At 58.6% G+C, this 17,444-nt stretch carries 2 protein-coding genes; both read right to left on the bottom strand.

What is annotated here, in order from left to right:
- Window positions 1-27: 27 nt before the first annotated feature.
- Window positions 28-417 carry a contact-dependent growth inhibition system immunity protein gene (locus ODQ19_RS14635; protein WP_288856176.1) on the bottom strand — a complete coding sequence of 130 codons (390 nt, stop codon included), beginning with the start codon at window positions 415-417 and terminating at the stop codon, window positions 28-30.
- Window positions 414-17,432: a hemagglutinin repeat-containing protein gene (locus ODQ19_RS14630; protein ID WP_330210439.1), complete on the bottom strand. Its 17,019-nt coding sequence runs from the start codon at window positions 17,430-17,432 to the stop codon at window positions 414-416. Before ODQ19_RS14630 ends, ODQ19_RS14635 begins: the two co-directional genes overlap by 4 nt.
- Between the last annotated feature and the right edge of the window lie 12 nt (window positions 17,433-17,444).

Here is a 17,444-nt window from a genome sequence, read left to right as displayed (position 1 = left end):
CTCCTTTTGCACCAACTTACAAACTACTTAAACGCCAAGCGCTCTCAACAAAGTCGAAGCATCCTTTAATAGTTCGGGATCTTGACTTAAATTCTTCACTTCGGCCAAAGCGCAAACGGCCTTTTGCGCCGCACTTGTATTTCTCTGCCAACACTCTGCACTCACACTTGCCAGAGCTGCAAGCAGCTCGCCGTCGTATCTCTCTCCTGCCAACACATCATCATGTAGTAATATCACAGCAAAGGGTAATAGCTCATTAACAAAAAGATTTTGCCTAATTGCGCGGCATACATCTCCTACACTTAAGTGATCTAGTGGAGTATCGCATACCAAAAGATACCATTCGCTCAACGACGACGGGCTGTCTTCTGGCAACCAACTGATTTGAGTAAGTCTTTCCAATTCACGAAACGTCATATCCCGGCACCATTTAAAGCTGACTCAATACGATTGATAGTATCGACCGCTCGCTGACGTGCAGCTTGCGCTGACGGTTCATTCACCCCCTTCAAGGTGTCCGCATGGTTCCGTAAACCTCGAAGAGTGTCGTTCATCTCTTTTAGGTGATCCCAATAACCACCGCCAGGCTTCGGAACAGGATTACCAGCCATATCCTTTAAGGTACCCGTAATATCACTATCCTTGAAATTATTGAGAATATTGTCAATTTTTCCGACAGCTCTTTTTTGGCCTTGACTCAGCGTAGCCAGAGTGTCTCCAGCCCCTTTTGCACCATTAGCAAAAACCGTGTTCCCCGCCTTCACGCCTAAGGACTTAACCTCCCCAAGCACAGCATCCATCAAAAACTCAGTCGCTACAACATACTCATCTCCATGCAAAAGGTTATCAGGGTCAGCTTTAGCCTCCGCATGAAATTCCCTCATGGTTTCAACAGTACGGTCTGTCAGCTTTGCAGCGAGCTCGATAGCTTTAGATTCTTTGAACTCTCTGTACTGATCGCCCATTGCCGCTTCAGCTGCTGCATGTGCGACAACACTCACTACCAGCTTCATAGGCCCCATCATGGCCTGCACGCTAAGCATCGCAGCCTGAAACTGCTCTGCGGGCAGCTTCTGGGAAAGCTTGACTATATCAACGATGCCATTGAGCGCTGCTTCACCCCCGTTACGCGGTAAGTCATCAACGAGCACGGCCGGTAGCTCGTACCCTGAGCCCGTCTTAGGCTGGGTGGAAGGTGTGGCACGGCAACTGCCATCATCCATGCAGCCCTTAATTTTCTTATCGTAAATTGCCGCCTTTTCCGAAAAGTCATTCAGTGCGCTTATAACGTCTGGCGGAAGCGCATCCAGAGTGTTAGGCGCGAGGCCCTTGCGCACTAAATTCTTCGAAATTGTCAGCGCCTGCTCATCGCCGAATTTTTTGCGAATATTCGCTGAAACATCGTCAATGCTGACGCGCTGAGCCTGAATTTCTCCCTTGATCTGGTCGAGCGCGCCGGCAACTGCTTCGATCTTTTTCTTTTGGTTGTCTTTGAAATTGACAACGTCTGCAACCAGATCTTTGGCGGCTTTCTCAGGATCCATCACAGCATCAATGGACGAACTACTCGCATACAGATCCGTTCGTTTTTCATCATCCTTGGTGATCTCATAGGCCTTACCCACATCCCGGTTCAACCCAGCCGTAGAATCAGCGCCCGTCTCGGTATCCCCACGTACGACGATTTCACCTGCCCCCACCGTGGCTCGGACAATCTGCTCACGCTCTTTCTCGTAGTTCCAACCCTCAACGCTCCAACCGGTCTTACCTTCCTTGCCTTTGCCCGCCTGGCTGCTGTCTTGTACGGTGTTGCCTTTGCTTTCACTGCTCCCGGCTTTATAGGTGCCGCCTACGTTCAGGTAGTACCCATGCTCTTTGTCTTGCCCGGCGATATCGCTGAAGCCGAGGGTGCCGGTGTCCAGTTTCAGGTTGCCGTTGTCAGCGGCGATGACGGCTCCGTCGATCTGGGTATGGTTCTCTGTTCTGATATCGACGGCATTTTTGCCGGTGATACGGGTTTGCTCTTCGACCCAGTCCGTTTTGCCTGTGGTCTTGCCAAAGCCGACCGAGCCGCTGACACCCGCACCCGGGCCGATGGTGGCCGTAACGCTGATATCAAACTCTTTACCCTTGACCTTGCCCGTATCAGCGACCGACGAAACCTTGAGGTCGCCGCCCACACGCCCCACCACTTCATCGCCTCTCAGATTTGCTCCACCGATGGTGGTGTCTTTGCCACTGGCGAAACCCAGGCGGTCGCCGGCATAGAGGTAAGCCTCTTGTTGGCGTTGGCCTTCTCGCTCCAGGTTACCCTTGCCCATACTGACGCTGACGTAGACGCCAATACCTTCAGAGCCAAACGTCAGACCTGCTTCCCCGCCGCCACTGTGGCGGTTGTTTTCGCTGTTGCTGTCGTTATGCGCCGAACGAATGTTCAAATCGTTGCCGGCATTCAGCTCGATATCTCGCTGAGCTTTAGCCTGCGTTCCAACCAAGTTCAGGTCATTGCTGGCCTTGAGGTTGATATCGCGACCGGCTTCCAGCTGTGAAGCCGTGGACGAGCCTTGGGAACTCTCGCCCGTAGCCGTGCCGAAGCTACCGCCAGCGCCCAACTTGATCCCGCCGCTGGTACCGCCATGAATGCCGCCCCAACTTTGGGTGTGGGTGGTTTCTTCACTAATCCCGCCCTTGGCCACGTCCAGCGTGACGTCACGTCCTTTGATATTGATGTCACGTCCGGCGTCCAGGTGGCTTCCCTTCACCAACACATCGTTGCCAGCGTTAAGGTGCAGATCGTTACCGGCGCTTAGCGTCGAAGAGCGATTGGTCTGCTCGATAACCTGCTGGCTGTTGGTCTGCTTACTGTTGCCGAACTTCCCGTCCAGCGTCGGCCCACTGACAAACTGACTGACCGAATCAACTGCTTTGAGCGTGCTTGAGCCCTTGCTGACATTGTCCTCGCCTTTCCCTGCTCCGCTGACAGCGTCCTTGGTATTGGCGTAGTTATGGTTGATCGAAACACCCAGGCCGTTGCTCTCTTTCTCGCGTATCTGTTCGGTGAGCACACTTTCACGCGCAGCATCGATATTGATATTTCTGCCCGCCGTCAGCTCGATATCATTGGCAGCGCCCACATCAGAGCCGCGCTGGTTGATATCACGCTTGGCGTTGATCGCCACATCTTGCCCGGCATTTATCTGGCTGCCGGAAGCGGTTTCGTGTTCGACACGGTTTTTCTCCGAACTGCCTTCGGTGCCGGCGAAGAGGCTGATGCCATTGCCGTTACTGGAAATGCTTGAACCCGTCTGTTTTTTCTTCTCCCACGTACGTTCGCTGCTGGTGTCTTGCGCGGCGACCACATTGACGTCGCGCCCTGCATCCAGGTTGACATTGCGCCCTGCGCTGATGCCACTGCCAACCAGATTGATGTCGCGCTCAGCCTGCAAAGTTGCATCGCGCTCGGCACTTACATGGCTGCCCACGCTGGTGCTGCTCTGAGCTTCACGACCGGCCTTCTTAGCGGACGAAATGGCAACCGATGTTGGCCTTTCCGTGTAACCAAACTTCTTCTTGTGCTCTTCACTGCGGCTATAGGCCGTGTCGTTCGCAGAAATCAGGTTGATATCACCCGTGCTATTGACCAGCCCGGAGCGCAGCTCAGTGTCGTTATCGGCACTAATCTCACTGGCCCGCACCCGCACATCATTACCTGCCGCCACCACCACGTCATTGCCCGCCTCCAACTCACTGCCCACTTGGCTCGCAGTAGTCTTCAACTGGCTTTTGCCGCTTTTGGACAGCCCCAGGAACCCGGACTTGGTCTTCTTGCTGTAGGAACCATGCTCCTCGACCCCCGACAACACCGCGATGTCACCCGTGGCTCCCAGCAACATGTCTCCATCGGCCCTCAGCTGGCTGCCGATCACGGTGACGTCACGCCCGCCGTCGATGCTCATGCCGCCATCGGCGTTCTTGCTGGCGTTAACGGTCAGGTCTTTACCGGCTTCAACGACCGAGGCCACGTTGGTGCTGTCGTAACTCTCCCGCTGTTGGCTTTTGCTACGACCGAACGAGCCCTTGCTCTTTTTCGAGTAGAACGAAGCGTCTTCATCCAGTGCCGACAGAATGCTCACATCGCGTTGTGCATCAAGGGCCACGTTGCCGCCACCGGAAATCCGGCTGGCGGTGAGTTCCAGGTCTTTACCGGCATTGAGCGACACGTCGCCGCCGGCCGTCAGTACGCTGGAAACCTGGCTGATGTGATCCTTGGACTGAGTGACCTTCTTGGACTTGCTCGATGAATGCTGTTCGTCGGCAGCCGACGAAATACTCAGGTTCTCAGTCGTCGTAATGCTCAAGTCACGCTTGGCGTCGATGCGGCTGGCAATGGCACTGAAGTCACGCCCTGCCGATACCTTGAGGTCACGGCCTGCCTCCACGCTGGCACCGTTTTGCGTCACGGTTTCGGTGCGCAGGCGGCTGCCCAGATCCAAGCCATTGCGTTGCTCAACGGCATCGATGTGCACATCGCGGCCAGCGACCAATGTGGTGTCACGCCCGCTTTGCAGCACGCCACCGGTATTGGCGATGTCACGACCTGCATTCATCGTCAGGTCGTTGGCAGCCTCGATGCGTGACGCACTGTCGAGATAATCGCGGCGCTCAGCAGTACCGTTGCCGGTGCGGGTCACTGCGCGCTCGTTGATCACATCACCCTTGATCGCGGTGAGCGTGACGTCGCGTCCGGCGATGATGCCACCGGACTTGTTGACGATGTTGTTACCTGCCAGCAGGTCCAGACGGTTGCCGGCTTCGATCAAGCCGCTGTTGATCAGGTCGTTGCCCGCTTTGGCGGACAGGTTGTTGGTAGCGCGCAGGGTACCGGCGTTCTCCAGGTTTTCGCCGGCAATCAGGTTCAGATCGTTACCGGCGATCAAGGCACCGTTGGGCGCGAGACGATTGTCGGCCTGGGCCATGTACAGCACGGGCACCAGCACCTTCTCACCGTTCACTTCGTGCTGTTCGAGCCAGACGATGTCGTGGGTCAGTGCCGCGACCTGTTGCGAGGTCAAGGTCACGCCCACTGCCAGGTTCAGTTGCTGCTTGCTCTGGATCGCATTGTCCATCAGGTACTTGAACAGTTTTTCGTCGGTGTTCTGACCGTCGATAAAGCGCTGCCCTGTGCGTGCTTGCACAGCCTGCTGGATCAACCGTTGTTCATAGAGGCCGTCGCCCAGGCGCTTGGCACTTTCGTCCGGGTTGTAACCCAGGCCCGCGAGCAAATAGTCGGAGCTCATGAACTGCTTGAGGTCCGTGAGCACCGGGTTGGTTTCGATCAGGTATTTATGCGGCTGGGACTTAGGCGCGGTGGGCGTAAAGCCCTGCACGCGGTTGATGGTCTGGCTGGCGACCGTAGTGGTTTGCGCCGCTGCATTGAGCGGCTGGGCAATCACGGCTGCGATCTGGGTTGGGCTGCTGCCCGGACCTTGTGCAGCCGGTGCGCTCACAACCGGCTGCACGCCTGGCATAACCGGCGTCACGCCAGGAATGTTCAACGTCGGTCGAGAAGGCTCGTTCGGCGTAATGATCTCAATGCTTGCATCCCGCTCAGTCAGCGCCAGGCCCGGCTGATCGCCCGGCCCGGTGACCACGGTCACTGGCGCAGTTGAGCCTGTAGACGGATTTTGGGCGTTGATACCATCGCCCCGGGCGATTTCACCTGGGGTGATCTGGCTGGGCGTCCAGCCACTCCCGTTGGCTACCTCGCCGGCACCGGCAACGTTAAGCGCTCTGCTGTTGGCGGTGATGCCACTGACCTGACGTGCTGAGGAATCCAACTGACGAGTAGACGCGCCCTGTTGAGTAACATTCTTCAAGTCGAAGGTGCGCGTTTCAAGCGCCGGCTGTGCATCCTGGCGTTGAGCCAGGCCGAGCGTGGCACCGCCCATGGTCCAACTCTGCGGGCCGCTGGTGGCTTGGGTGGCTTGGGTGGCTTGGGTGTCTTCACCTGCTTGGCTACTGAGGCGGAACAGGCCGTGGGTGCCGGAGGGCAATGTGAAGCCGCGCAACGTAACGGGGTTGACTTGTTGTTGTGCCAGGTCCGGTGGCAATTGCGGAGCGAGTTGCACAACCACTGTTGTCGGACCGCCGGCGACACCCGTGTCCTCATTGCGCGCAGCACGCCCGGCCAACGCGGTAAAGGATGTCTCGATGCTGTTGATCAAGGATTTGGTGGCCGTGATATTCACGGTACCCGCTGCCTGGATGATCGCGGGTGCCAATGACGCGCCAGCGGTCGATACCAAGGTATCTCCAATCAGCCTGAAGGCTGACAACGCACTGACCGGCAGGCTTTTGGGTCCGGGCTGAGCGTTGTAGGGATCCATGATGTTACGTTTGAAACGCCAGTAAGTACCATTGGTTGATTCCATCCGCCAAGTCCGGGTACGCGTTCCGGAGCCAGACGCTGCACCTTTGTTAGTCAGCGTATCAGCGGTGATATTCATGTCCGCGCCGGAAGCGATGACACTGTATTCATTGAGCACATTATTTGCAGCGACATCCATACGGCCGCCCGCCTGGATAGTCGAAGCAGCCGATGTTTTCAGCAGCTCACTTTGATAGTTCTCGGTACCAATAAAATCGACGACAAAACTGCCCCCGCTACAGTCCCAGCAGATATTTGTAAGCGATCCGCCACTACCGGGTGTTTCTTTGGTCGAAAATTCATCCCGACGGTTAGTCAGGCTGGCAACCTTGAGGGACATGTCTCGGCTGGACTCAATGCTCCCCGATATGTTCTCCAGGCTGACCGCCTTACTCGTACCATCAAGACCGCTTATATCCAGGCGCCCTAGGCTATAGATATCGCCGTACTGGTTCGTGATGGTGTTGCTATGCAAGGTCATGTCATTGCCGCTGAACAACAAACCATGATCGTTCAACAAGGCTGCACTGGTGACTGTCACATTCTGTGCGGCACCCAACGTCCCGTAGTTGTTCAGCGTACCTGCAGAGAGTTCGAGATTGGTCGCGGAGGTCAAGCGTCCGGAGTTGTTCAATTGCCCATCGACGGTGATCAGCGTGTCGCCACCGCTGGTAATCTTGGCGTTATTACTCAGGTCCAACTGAGCCGCATGCAGGTTGAGGACACTCTGAGTGGTGACTCGCCCGTTACCGCTGTAGGTGCCCGCGAGATCGAGAGTTGAACTACCATCACTGGCAATCAACCCATTGTTCACCCAACTGCCACCCTTACCTTCCAGGTGCGTCGAAGCCAGCAACTGCCCGGTGTCCGTCTGGGTAAAGTTATTGACGTTGACGTTCAATCGCCCTGCCTGAATGACGCTGGTATTGGTCCAGGTATCTGCGTTCAGGGTCAGGCCGCCACGTGTGAGAACGGTACCGCCGGCGCCGGTTACGTTGGGCAACGAGATGTCGAACGTGCCCTCACCCACATGCAGCAATTGGCCGCCGTTGTTCTGGAAGCTGGCGGCCGCCAGGGTCAGGTCCTGGTTGGCGATTTCCACGGCGCCGTTACGGTTGTCGAACACGCCGCCGATCTGGAACTCTGTCTTTCCGGCGCGTCCCAGGGCGCGCAACTTGCCGCCCTGGTTATCGAGGGCGTTGGCGGCCACGGTCAGGTTGTTGGTGCTTTCGATCAGGCCGTTGTGGTTGGTCAGTTGGCCATTGAGGCCGAAGGCGATGTGGTCGCCGGCTATCTGCCCGGCGCTGTTATCCAGGGCGCTGCCATTGATGCGCATCAGGCCTTTGGCATATAAAGCGCCCTGCTGGTTATTGAGGGTTGCAACCGTCAGCAATGCGTCGCTGGTTTGCGCGCCGAGATAGCCACCCTGGTTATCGAATTGACCGGCATTGAGTAGAAGGCGCTGGCCTTGAATCAAGCCGCCCTTGGGGCTGCCATTGAGGTCACGGCCATTGCGAAGCACTCCCACCACACCGGCTTCAATGGCGCCCTTGAGACTGGCGAGCACACCGCTACGGTTGTCGAGGTTCCCGGCCTTGAGGTGCACGTCACCGGTCTGGCTAATGATATTGCCGCCTTGGTTGTCGAGATCGCCATTGACCTCGACACGCAGGCCGTTCTGCCCCTGCAACTTGCCCTGCGCGTTGGTCAGGCCAAAGGCGTTGATGCGCAGATCGCCCTCCTGGCTGTAGATCAAACCGTCAGCATTGTTTTGAACGATGGCGCTGGCATCGATGACCAGCGGACCTTTGGCCGCGACGGTGCCGCCTTGGCTGTTGTTCAGGCCGCCCATGGCCAATGACAGGCGTCCCTGGCTGGCCAGTTGGCCGCCTCGGTTATCCACCTCAATGGCACGCTGGAGTTCCAACGAGCCAGTGCCTGCGATCTTGCCATTGACGTTGCCTAGGTTGCCTTGCAGGTTGAGCACCAGATGGTCGTTACCCATCAGCGAGCCACCGGTGTTGAGCAAGTTGCCACCCAGGAAGTTCAGATTGCGCAGGGCCGTGATATTACCGGCACTGTTGTCGAGGTCGGCCGCGCTCAGATCCAACGTCGAACCGCTGTCGATCAACCCACCTTGGGTGTTGTTCAATACGCCAATCACGCTCAAGGTCTGCTGCGCGCCGCTGGAGATCACACCTTTGTTGCTGTTATCCAGGCTGGCGGCGCTGACACTCAACCGCCCTTGGCTGGCCAACGCACCTTCGCCACTGTTGAGCAAGCTGCCACTGAGGCGCACATCAAGATCACCGTTGCGACTGGACAGCGTGCCTTTGTCACGGTTATTCAAGTGAGTGCCGATCAGGTTGAGGCCCTGCCAACCCGATATCAGGCCGCCGCGGTTAACCACGTCGCCTGCATTGAGCGTGAGTAACTGTTGGCTGATAAGCGTGCCGGCGCTGTTGTCCAGGCTGCGCCCCGTCAAGCTAAGTGCATTTTGGCTGGACAGTTCGCCGCCCTGGTTTTGCAGGTCGCGTAGGCGTTTCAAGGTCAACGGGCCTTTGGCAAAGATCAGGCCCTTACGGTTATCCAGATCACCGTTTGCCAAGTCGACGCTCAGGCGCTGCTCACCTATCAACCTGCCGCCACGCAAGGCCATGGACGTGAGCGTGAGGTCCATATCACCCTTGGCCGATACCTCGCCGCCGTCACTGGCGTCTAAACTCTGGGCATTGAGTTCCAGGCCACCCTGGCTGTTGATCAGGCCTTTGGCGCTGTTGTCCACGGCCAACGCATTGAGCGTCAGCGCGCTGGTACCCAGCAGGCTGCCGCCCTGGTTATTGAAGTTGCCCGCATTGACTGTCAATGCCTGCGCGGCGTTGATCAAACCTTGTTGCCCGTTGCTCAGCAGCCCAGTGCTGGTCAATTCAAGGCCACCACGGCTGGTGAGCGTACCGCCGCTGTTATCGACCGCGGCCGCTTGCGCACTCAGGCTTGCACCTGCAACCAACCCCTTGATGTTAGTGAGCACCTGGTCGATACGCAGCGTCAGGCCCTGGTTGCTGAGCAGGCGGCCACTGCTGTTATCCAGGTTGCGCGCCACGATATTGAAAGCCTGTCCACTGGAGATTTCACCGGCCTGGTTGTTCACACCATTGAGATGGTTGAGCACCAGCGGCCCGGTCGCGTTGATGAGGCCCTCCTGGTTGTTGAGCTGGCCATTGTTCAGGTCCAGGGTCAGGCCCGCGTTGCTGAACAGCTTGCCACCTTGTTGATCAAGCCCATCGACGCTGGCCGTCAGGGCCTGGGCACTGCCTATGCTGCCAGCGGTGTTGTTCAGTAACCCAGCTTTCAACTCCAGCTTGTCGCCGCTGATCAGACGACCGCCGGTGTTATCCAAAGCGCCAGTGGTGAGCCCAACCGCACCTTTGCCACTGAGCACGCCGTTCTGATTCCCCAGGCTGGCGCTGCGCAGTTGCAGGGTGCTGTCAGTCACGAGCTCACCGCCCTCGTTGTCCAGCGCCCCTGTCAGACCCAGCGCCAACGCCTGGGCACTGGACATTCGGCCCTGACGGTTGACCAGGCTGGCGGCGTTGACGCCCAGGCGCCCTTCACTGTTGAGCACGCCCTGGCTGTTATTCAGCTCTCCTTTGAGTTCCAGTTGCAGAAGCTGCTGGGCGAGCAGTTTGCCCGTGCTGTTGTCCAGGTCCTGAGCGCTCAGCATCAAACGCTGCGTGTTGAGCTGGCCTTGATTACGATTAAGCAGCTGGGTGAGCGTAAGGTTCAAGGATTGCCCGGCCAGCACACGACCCGCATCGCTGTTATCCAAGGTGTGTCCTGTAACGGTCAGGTCGGCGTTGGTCGACAGTTCGCCACCGCGGTTGTCGACCCGATCGACCAGCAGTTTCACCGCCTTATCGGCGCCAACCAGGCCTTTGCGGTTGTCCAGGGACGCACCACGCACATCCACGGCGGTGGTGCTGATCAGTTGGCCGCCGCGGTTATCGACCTGATCGATATCAACCGTCACCAAGGCTTTGCCCGATACATCACCGTCACGGTTGTCGAGCCGCGCAGAAGACACCCGCATGGCACCGTCGGCAATCAGCGTTCCGCGCTGGTTATCCAGCGCCTGGGTGGCAGAGACGTCCATGACGCCACGACTGTTGAGCAAACCATCAGTGTTGTCCAAGCGAGCACTGTTGGCGTTAAGGGAGGCGGCGCTGATCGCACCTTTGGTGTTGCCCAAGGCGTCTTGAATCTGCAGTGTCAGGCCCTGGTTACTGATCAGCTTGCCGCCGCCGTTATCCAGGTTGCGAGCCGCCAGCGCGAAGGCTTGCTGGCTGGAAATTTCGCCACGCTGGTTATTGACATCAGCCAGGTTTTTCAACATCAGCAGCGGGCTATTGATCAGGCCGCCCACGTTGCTCAGTTGGCCGTGGTTAAGGTCCAGATCGAGCTGGGTGTTGCTGAACAGTTCGCCGCCCTGCTGATTCAGGCCGGTGAGGGTGGCGGTCAGATTTTTGCTGCTGGCGATACGCCCGCTGTTGTCCACCTGGGTGGCTGCCAGGTCCAGGCGATCAGCGCTGGTGATACGGCCATTGTTGTTCAGCGTGCCGGTGGCCAGGGTCAGTGCACCACGGCTGTTGAGCAGGCCTTTGGGGCCGTTGTCCAGGCTCGCGCTGGTGAGCGTCAGGGCGGCATCGGTCTCCATGACGCCGCCCTGGTTGGTGATAGCACCGCTGGCAGCAAGTGTGAGCGCACCTGCCGAAGAGACGGCACCCGCGTCGTTGTTGAGCGTCGCGCTGGTCACCTGCAGGGTGCCTTCGCTGCTGATTTTGCCCAGCTGGTTATCCAGCCGACCATCCAGTTCAGTACCGGGAATGGCTACCAGCGACATGCTCAGCGATTGCTGGCCCGCGAAAGTGCCTTGGCCGTTATCCAGGCGCGCGCCGTTGAAGCGGTTATCCCGGGCGAAAATCATCCCTTGGGCCTGGTTGATCACATGGGCCACGGCCAGTTCCAATGCGGTACCGGCGATCAGTTTGCCCGCGCTGTTATCCAGGCGCTGCGCCTTGAAGTCGATGCGGCTCTGGCTGGAAATCTCGCCCGCACGGTTATCAATGGCGTCGACCGTCAGTTTCAGCGCTTTTGTGGCGCCTACCAGGCCGCCATCGCGATTGTCCAGGGAGGCGCCGCTCAAGCTCAGCTCGTCCTGGGCAACCAGTTCACCGCCCTGTTGGGCCAGTACGCCGATAGTTGCCTGCAGATCAGCCTGACTGGCGATTCGGCCAGCCGCGTTTTGCACATTACCGGCAGTCAGTCGCAGGGGCCCCGCTGCACTCACCAGCCCCTTCTGATTACGCAATTGTTGTCCGGAGAAGCTCAGGGCCGCCTTGCTGCTGAGCGAACCTTGCTGATTGTCCAACTCACCCACATTGAGCTGAAGGTCCTTCTGGGAAAGGATCACACCGCCGCGGTTGTCGACATTGGCGCTGTGCAGCGTCAACAGGTCCTGCCCGGTCAGCCGCCCTTCGCGGTTATCCAAACGACCGGCACGCAGTTCCATCGCGCCTTTGGCCAACACTTGCCCTTTGGCCTGATTGTCCAGTAACCCATCAATCGTGGCCTTGAGTTGGCCGTCGCTGCCCAATTTCCCGGCCTGGCGGTTATCCAGACTGGCGGCCTGCACGTTCAACGAGGTGCCGGCCCCGAGCGTGCCGGCCTGATTATTCAGCGCGCCCTTGAGCTTCACGTCCAGGCTGACATCACCGAGCACTTGCCCGGCAGTGTTATCCAAACTGGCCGCCTTCAGCTGCGTGTGGCCTGCGCTGACGATTTCGCCCTGGTCGTTAAGCAGGTCCTCATTGACCGCCAGGCGCGCATCCAGAGTGCTGCTGACCTTGCCTTCGCGGTTGTCCAGGCGCGCGGCATCAAGCTCGACACCGGCGGCTGAAATCAGCCCCTTGACGTTAAGCAGCGCCTGTTCGATTTTGAGGGTCAAGCCTTGGTCGCTGAGTAAGTTGCCGCCGCTGTTGTCCAGGGTGCCGGCACGCAAGGTGAAGGCCTTGGCGCTGGAGATTTCACCGTTACGGTTGTCGACGCTTTTGAGGTTTTTGAGCAACAACTGCCCTGGCGCGTTGATAAAGCCATCGGCGTTATTCAAGTGCCCCTGGTTCATGTCCAGGGTCAGTTCGCTGTTGCTGTAAAACTCACCGGCTCCGCGCTGGTCGAGGCTGCTGAGGCTAGCGTTGAGCGCCTGGCCACTGGCGATACGGCCCTCGAAGCGGTTGTCTACATCGGTCGCTGTCAGGTTGAGGCGATCAGCGCTGGTGACACGGCCTTGATGCTGATTAAGCAATACGCCTGTGGTCAGTTGCAGTGCACCGTCAGCCACAATGCGCCCTTGGCTGTTGTCGACACTGCCCGCATTTACCGTCGCGGTATCAGCGCTGAGCACCTCACCGTTCTGATTGGTAAGGGCATTGGCGGAGCTCAACAGTAACGCCCCGCCGCTGCTGATACGCCCGCCGTTGTTATTCAGGCTGGCGCCGCGCAGTTGCAGGGCGGCGTCGCTGCGCATGACGCCTTGGCTGTTGTCAGCCTGCCCGGCCAGGGTCACGTCCAGGTTGCGTTTGGCGTAGACGCTGCCTTGGGCGCTGTTATCCAGGCTGGTTGCCTTGAGGTTGACATCCTGTTGCGCAGAAATCAGGCCCTTGAGCTGGTTGTTCAGCCTGTCGAGCGTCAGCTGGAGCGTACTATTGGCCAGTACGCGACCGGCATTGCTGTTGTCCAGCTCACGGCCGGTCATCGTCAGTTCGGTAACGCTGGAAACTTCACCCCCTCGATTGTCCAGCTTGCCGATGGACAGGTTCATGGCTTTACCCGAGTTGAGCAACCCGGCCTGACGGTTATCCAGCTCGGCACCCTTGACCTGCAACTGCCCGACCGACGTGATGCTGCCACCTCGGTTATCCACGCGTCCCACCTCAAGCTGCGACCCGGCCTTGCTGGTGAGGCGGCCGTTAGCCTGGTTGTCCAGGCTGGCAGCATTGAGGGTCAACGCTTGACCGGCCGCGAACAGCCCGGCCTGATTCAACAACCCGGCTGAAATCTGCGCCGTCAGCGTGCCGTCACTGGTCAGCTTGCCTGCGCTGTTATCGAGACTGGCGACAGTGACCGTCAATGCTTGACCGGCGGCCAACGTGCCCTTGCCATTGTTGACAGCGCCGAGGCTGCTCAAGGTCAAGCGGTTATCGCCCTGGATGCGCCCCTGGCGGTTGTTCAGCGCAGCGGCTTTGACTGTCACCTGCTGACCCAGCAGTTCACCCGTGCGGTTATCCAGCGCACCGTCCACGCTGAGGTCCAGATCAGAACCGGCACTCAACTTGCCGCCCTGGTTGTCCAGGCTGGCGCTGCTGACCTGCAAAGCCGCAGCGGAAATCAGACCACGGGTGTTATCCAGTGCCTGGGCGATTCGCAGGGTCAAGGCTTGTTGGCTAAGTACCTTGCCATCCGCCGTGTTCAAGGCGGTTGCCGCCAGCTCAAAGGCGTGGGCGCTGGAAATTTCACCACTCTGGTTATCAACGCTGCCCAGTTGCTTGAGCAGCAATTGCCCTGGGGCATTGATCAGACCAGAATTATTGTTGAGATGGCCACCTTGCAGGTCCAGGCTTACATCGGCTTGGCTGGAGACCTGCCCCTTACGGCTGTTGTCCAGTGCGGTAACCGTCATACCCAGCTGGGTTGCGCTGCTAAGGTGCCCGCCCTGGTTGCTTAGTTTGCCGGTCGTGATCTTCAGGTCGCTGGCACTGGAGAGTGTTGCGTCATCATTGGTTAAACCGGAGGCATTGATAGTCAAACGATCATCGCTGCGCAGCGTGCCTTGGGCGTTGTTCAACTGGCCGCCGAGGGCCACACCCAATTGACCTTTGGCATACAGACTACCGCCTGCACTGTTATCCAACCCTTGCCCCGTGAGCTGTACCTGCTGAGCGGCAATGCGACCTTTGAGCGAGTTGTTCAAGTCTGCGGCATTCAACTGCAAGTCAGTGCCGGCACTCAAAAGCCCCGCTTGGTTGAGCAGGCTGCCCGCAATACCGGCCGTCAGTGCACCGTCGCTGGTCAAGTTACCTTTGCGGTTATCCAGACTGGCGCTGTTGAGCGTCACGCTGTGCCCAGCGGCTAACGTGCCGGCCTGATTACTGACCGCGCCGCCCGCTTGGAGCAGCAACGTCGAATCACCCTGCACCAGGCCCTGGTCGTTATTGAGCGCCCCAACGCCAAGCACAAGATGTTTGCCCAGAACCTTTGCACTGCGGTTATCGAGTTCGCCATCGACTTGCAAGTTGACGCTATCCACCGCAGCGAGTCGACCGGACTGGTTAATCAGCGTTCCAGCCCTTACATCCAGGGCCTTTGCGGTCAACGCACCTTTGGTGTTGTCCAGGGCGCGGGCAATGCGAACACTCAAGGCTTGCTCGCTGAGCAACTTGCCGGCGCTGTTATTGAGTTGATCCGCATTCAGATCGAAGGTTTGGGCGCTGGAGATTTCGCCGCCCTGGTTATCGACGCTGTTAAGTTGAGTCAACAACAACTGGCCTGGGGAATTGATCAAGCCACCTTGGTTGTTCAGGTGACCCTGATTGAGGTTCAGGTTCAGATCACCCTTGCTGAAGAGTTGGCCACCGTCGCTGTTATTCAGGCTTCCCACGGTCAACTGTGCGCCTGCGTCGGCACTGAAGCTCCCGCGTTGATTGGCGAGCAAACCACCCACCCGGGCGTCAAGCCGCTCACGGCTGTGAACTCGACCGCGTTGGTCGTTGATCAAACTGGCAACGTCAATATCCAGCCCGCTGGCTGCAATCTGACCGGCACCATTGTTCAGCGTCTGGGCGATACGCAGGCCCAAGGCCTGGTCACTGAGCAGCTTGCCTGCGCGGTTGTCCAGGCTGTTTGCCGCGACAGTAAAACCATAGGCACTGGAAATTTCGCCGCTGCGGTTGTCGACGCTATTGAGATTTTTCAACGTCAGTTGGCCACTGGCATTGATCAAGCCTGCATCGCGGTTGTCGAGGTGGCCGTTGCCCAGGTCCAGGGTTAGGTCGCTATTGCTGGAAATGCGCCCTTGGTCATGCTGGTCGAGGCTGGTGACACGGGCATTGAGCGCCTTGGCGCTGGAGATTGATCCACCTTGACTGTTATCGAGCGAGCCGGTCGCCAGTTCCAGGGCGCGGCCACTGACGAGTACACCCTGTTGCTGGTTGTTGATAGTTCCGGCACTGACCTGTGCGTCAGTGCCAGACTCGATTCGGCCCTGCTGTTGATTCTCCAACGTACCGGCAATATTCAGCCCCAGGTCGCCCTGACTGGTCAGGACGCCTGATTGGCTGTTGTCCAGTTGCCCGGCGTTAATCTGCAGGTGCTGCCCGGCAACCAGGCGACCACCTTGATTATTGGCCATGCTACTTGCGGTCAAGCGTAGCGCCTGGCCGGCAGATATCAGGCCAGCGACGTTGTCCAGGCTGTCGACCTGCAAGGTGACTTCAGCAAGGCTTGAGAGCTCGCCCTTGCGATTGACCAACTGCCCGATGCGGCCGCTGAGCCCTCGGTCGCCCACCACCAGGCCTGCGTCAGCATTGAGCAATCGTGCGGCATTCAACTCAATGCGTGCGGCGCTCAACACGCGGCCTTGCTGCTGGTTATCCAGTTTTTCGGTCGTCACCTTCAGCTGGTTTTGCGCGCTAAGTGTGCCGCTGCGGTTGTCGACAGTGCCATCCACATTGACGGTTAGGTCACGACTGGCGAAGACGGTCTTGCCGTTGTTATTCAACTGGGCGGCAGTGACGTGGATATCGCCCTGAGCATTGCGCGTCTGATCAGCGTTGACACCCGCTTCAATGACGCCGTTGTTGGTCAACACCCCACCGCTTTGCAGCGCGACGCGATCACGCGCAGCCAGGCTTTTTTGATTGAGCAGGTCGCCTTGCGTCTTCATCTCAAGCACGCTGCCCGCCGCGACCACGCCCTGGGCTTCCACGCTGCGGGCCTTCACGTTAATGGCGCCGGCCGCTGTTGTCTGGCCCATGACCACGTGGCCACCGGCATCGATCTGAATATCACCGCCGGCGACCATGTCCCCCGACAACTTCACACCGACACCCGCCTCGGTCCCCACCAGCTTGACTGCGCCCACATACATGCCGCCCAGCGCCGACGAGTCAATCGCCAGATCCGGCGCCTGGCTGCCATCTGCGGCCCGTGCGGTGGCATTTAAGGTGCGTGCGTCGACGTCATTACGACCGGCGATGACGGTGAGTTTTTTCGCCTGGATCTGGGCATTGATGGTGGTGGCGCGGGTGATGATTTCGAACTGATCGACGTTGCTGGCATTCAGGCCAGCGCCTTCGATAGCAACACTGCCCTGGTCCACCTGGTAGCGATTGATCTGGCCGTTTTCAATCACGGCTTTGCCGGTGGTGAGCGTCGCTTGCGGGGTGTTGATAAAGCCGCAACCGTTACAGCTGATGCCATACGGGTTGGCAACGATCACATGGGCCGATTGCCCGGCCACTTCGGTATAGCCGCGTAGTTGGCTGGGGCTGCCGCCGTTGACTTCGTTGAGAATGATATTGGCCGCGGTGCCGTGGAGATTGGGGTTGCCGACAATGATGCCGCCCAGTTGTGTGGACTGGGTACGGTCGGTGGCGTTATTGAGGATGACCCCGTTGGCGCCGACGTTGTAGTCATGAAATTGGTTGTGCGAAAGGCCATTGGCATTTGGCGTGGCGATGTTGACGATGGGCACGCCATTGCCCGCTTGTCCAACCGTCGTACCCGGCGCATTCACCACAATGCCGTCCGCCTGGGCCAGCAATGGGTGCCAGAACATCGCGTTGGCCAGGATCAACGCCAACCCACGTTTAGGCAGCCCCAGGAAATGGGCGCGGCTTTTTACGGCAGCAGAAGGCTGGCGCGTGAGGAATGCGTACTGGCGAACGTCCATGTCATGTCTCGA

It is taken from the genome of Pseudomonas sp. AM4(2022), from assembly GCF_036346515.1.
In the GTDB taxonomy this organism is placed as follows: Bacteria; Pseudomonadota; Gammaproteobacteria; order Pseudomonadales; family Pseudomonadaceae; genus Aquipseudomonas; species Aquipseudomonas paracarnis.
The sequence above is the reverse complement of the archived record's forward strand: the minus strand, read 5'-3'. Positions and strand labels throughout refer to the sequence as shown.

Bases quoted from the DNA above. Each gene is read 5' to 3' on its own strand.
- ODQ19_RS14635 (WP_288856176.1), bottom strand. From the start codon at position 417: ATGACGTTTCGTGAATTGGAAAGACTTACTCAAATCAGTTGGTTGCCA.
- ODQ19_RS14630 (WP_330210439.1), bottom strand. From the start codon at position 17,432: ATGGACGTTCGCCAGTACGCATTCCTCACGCGCCAGCCTTCTGCTGCC.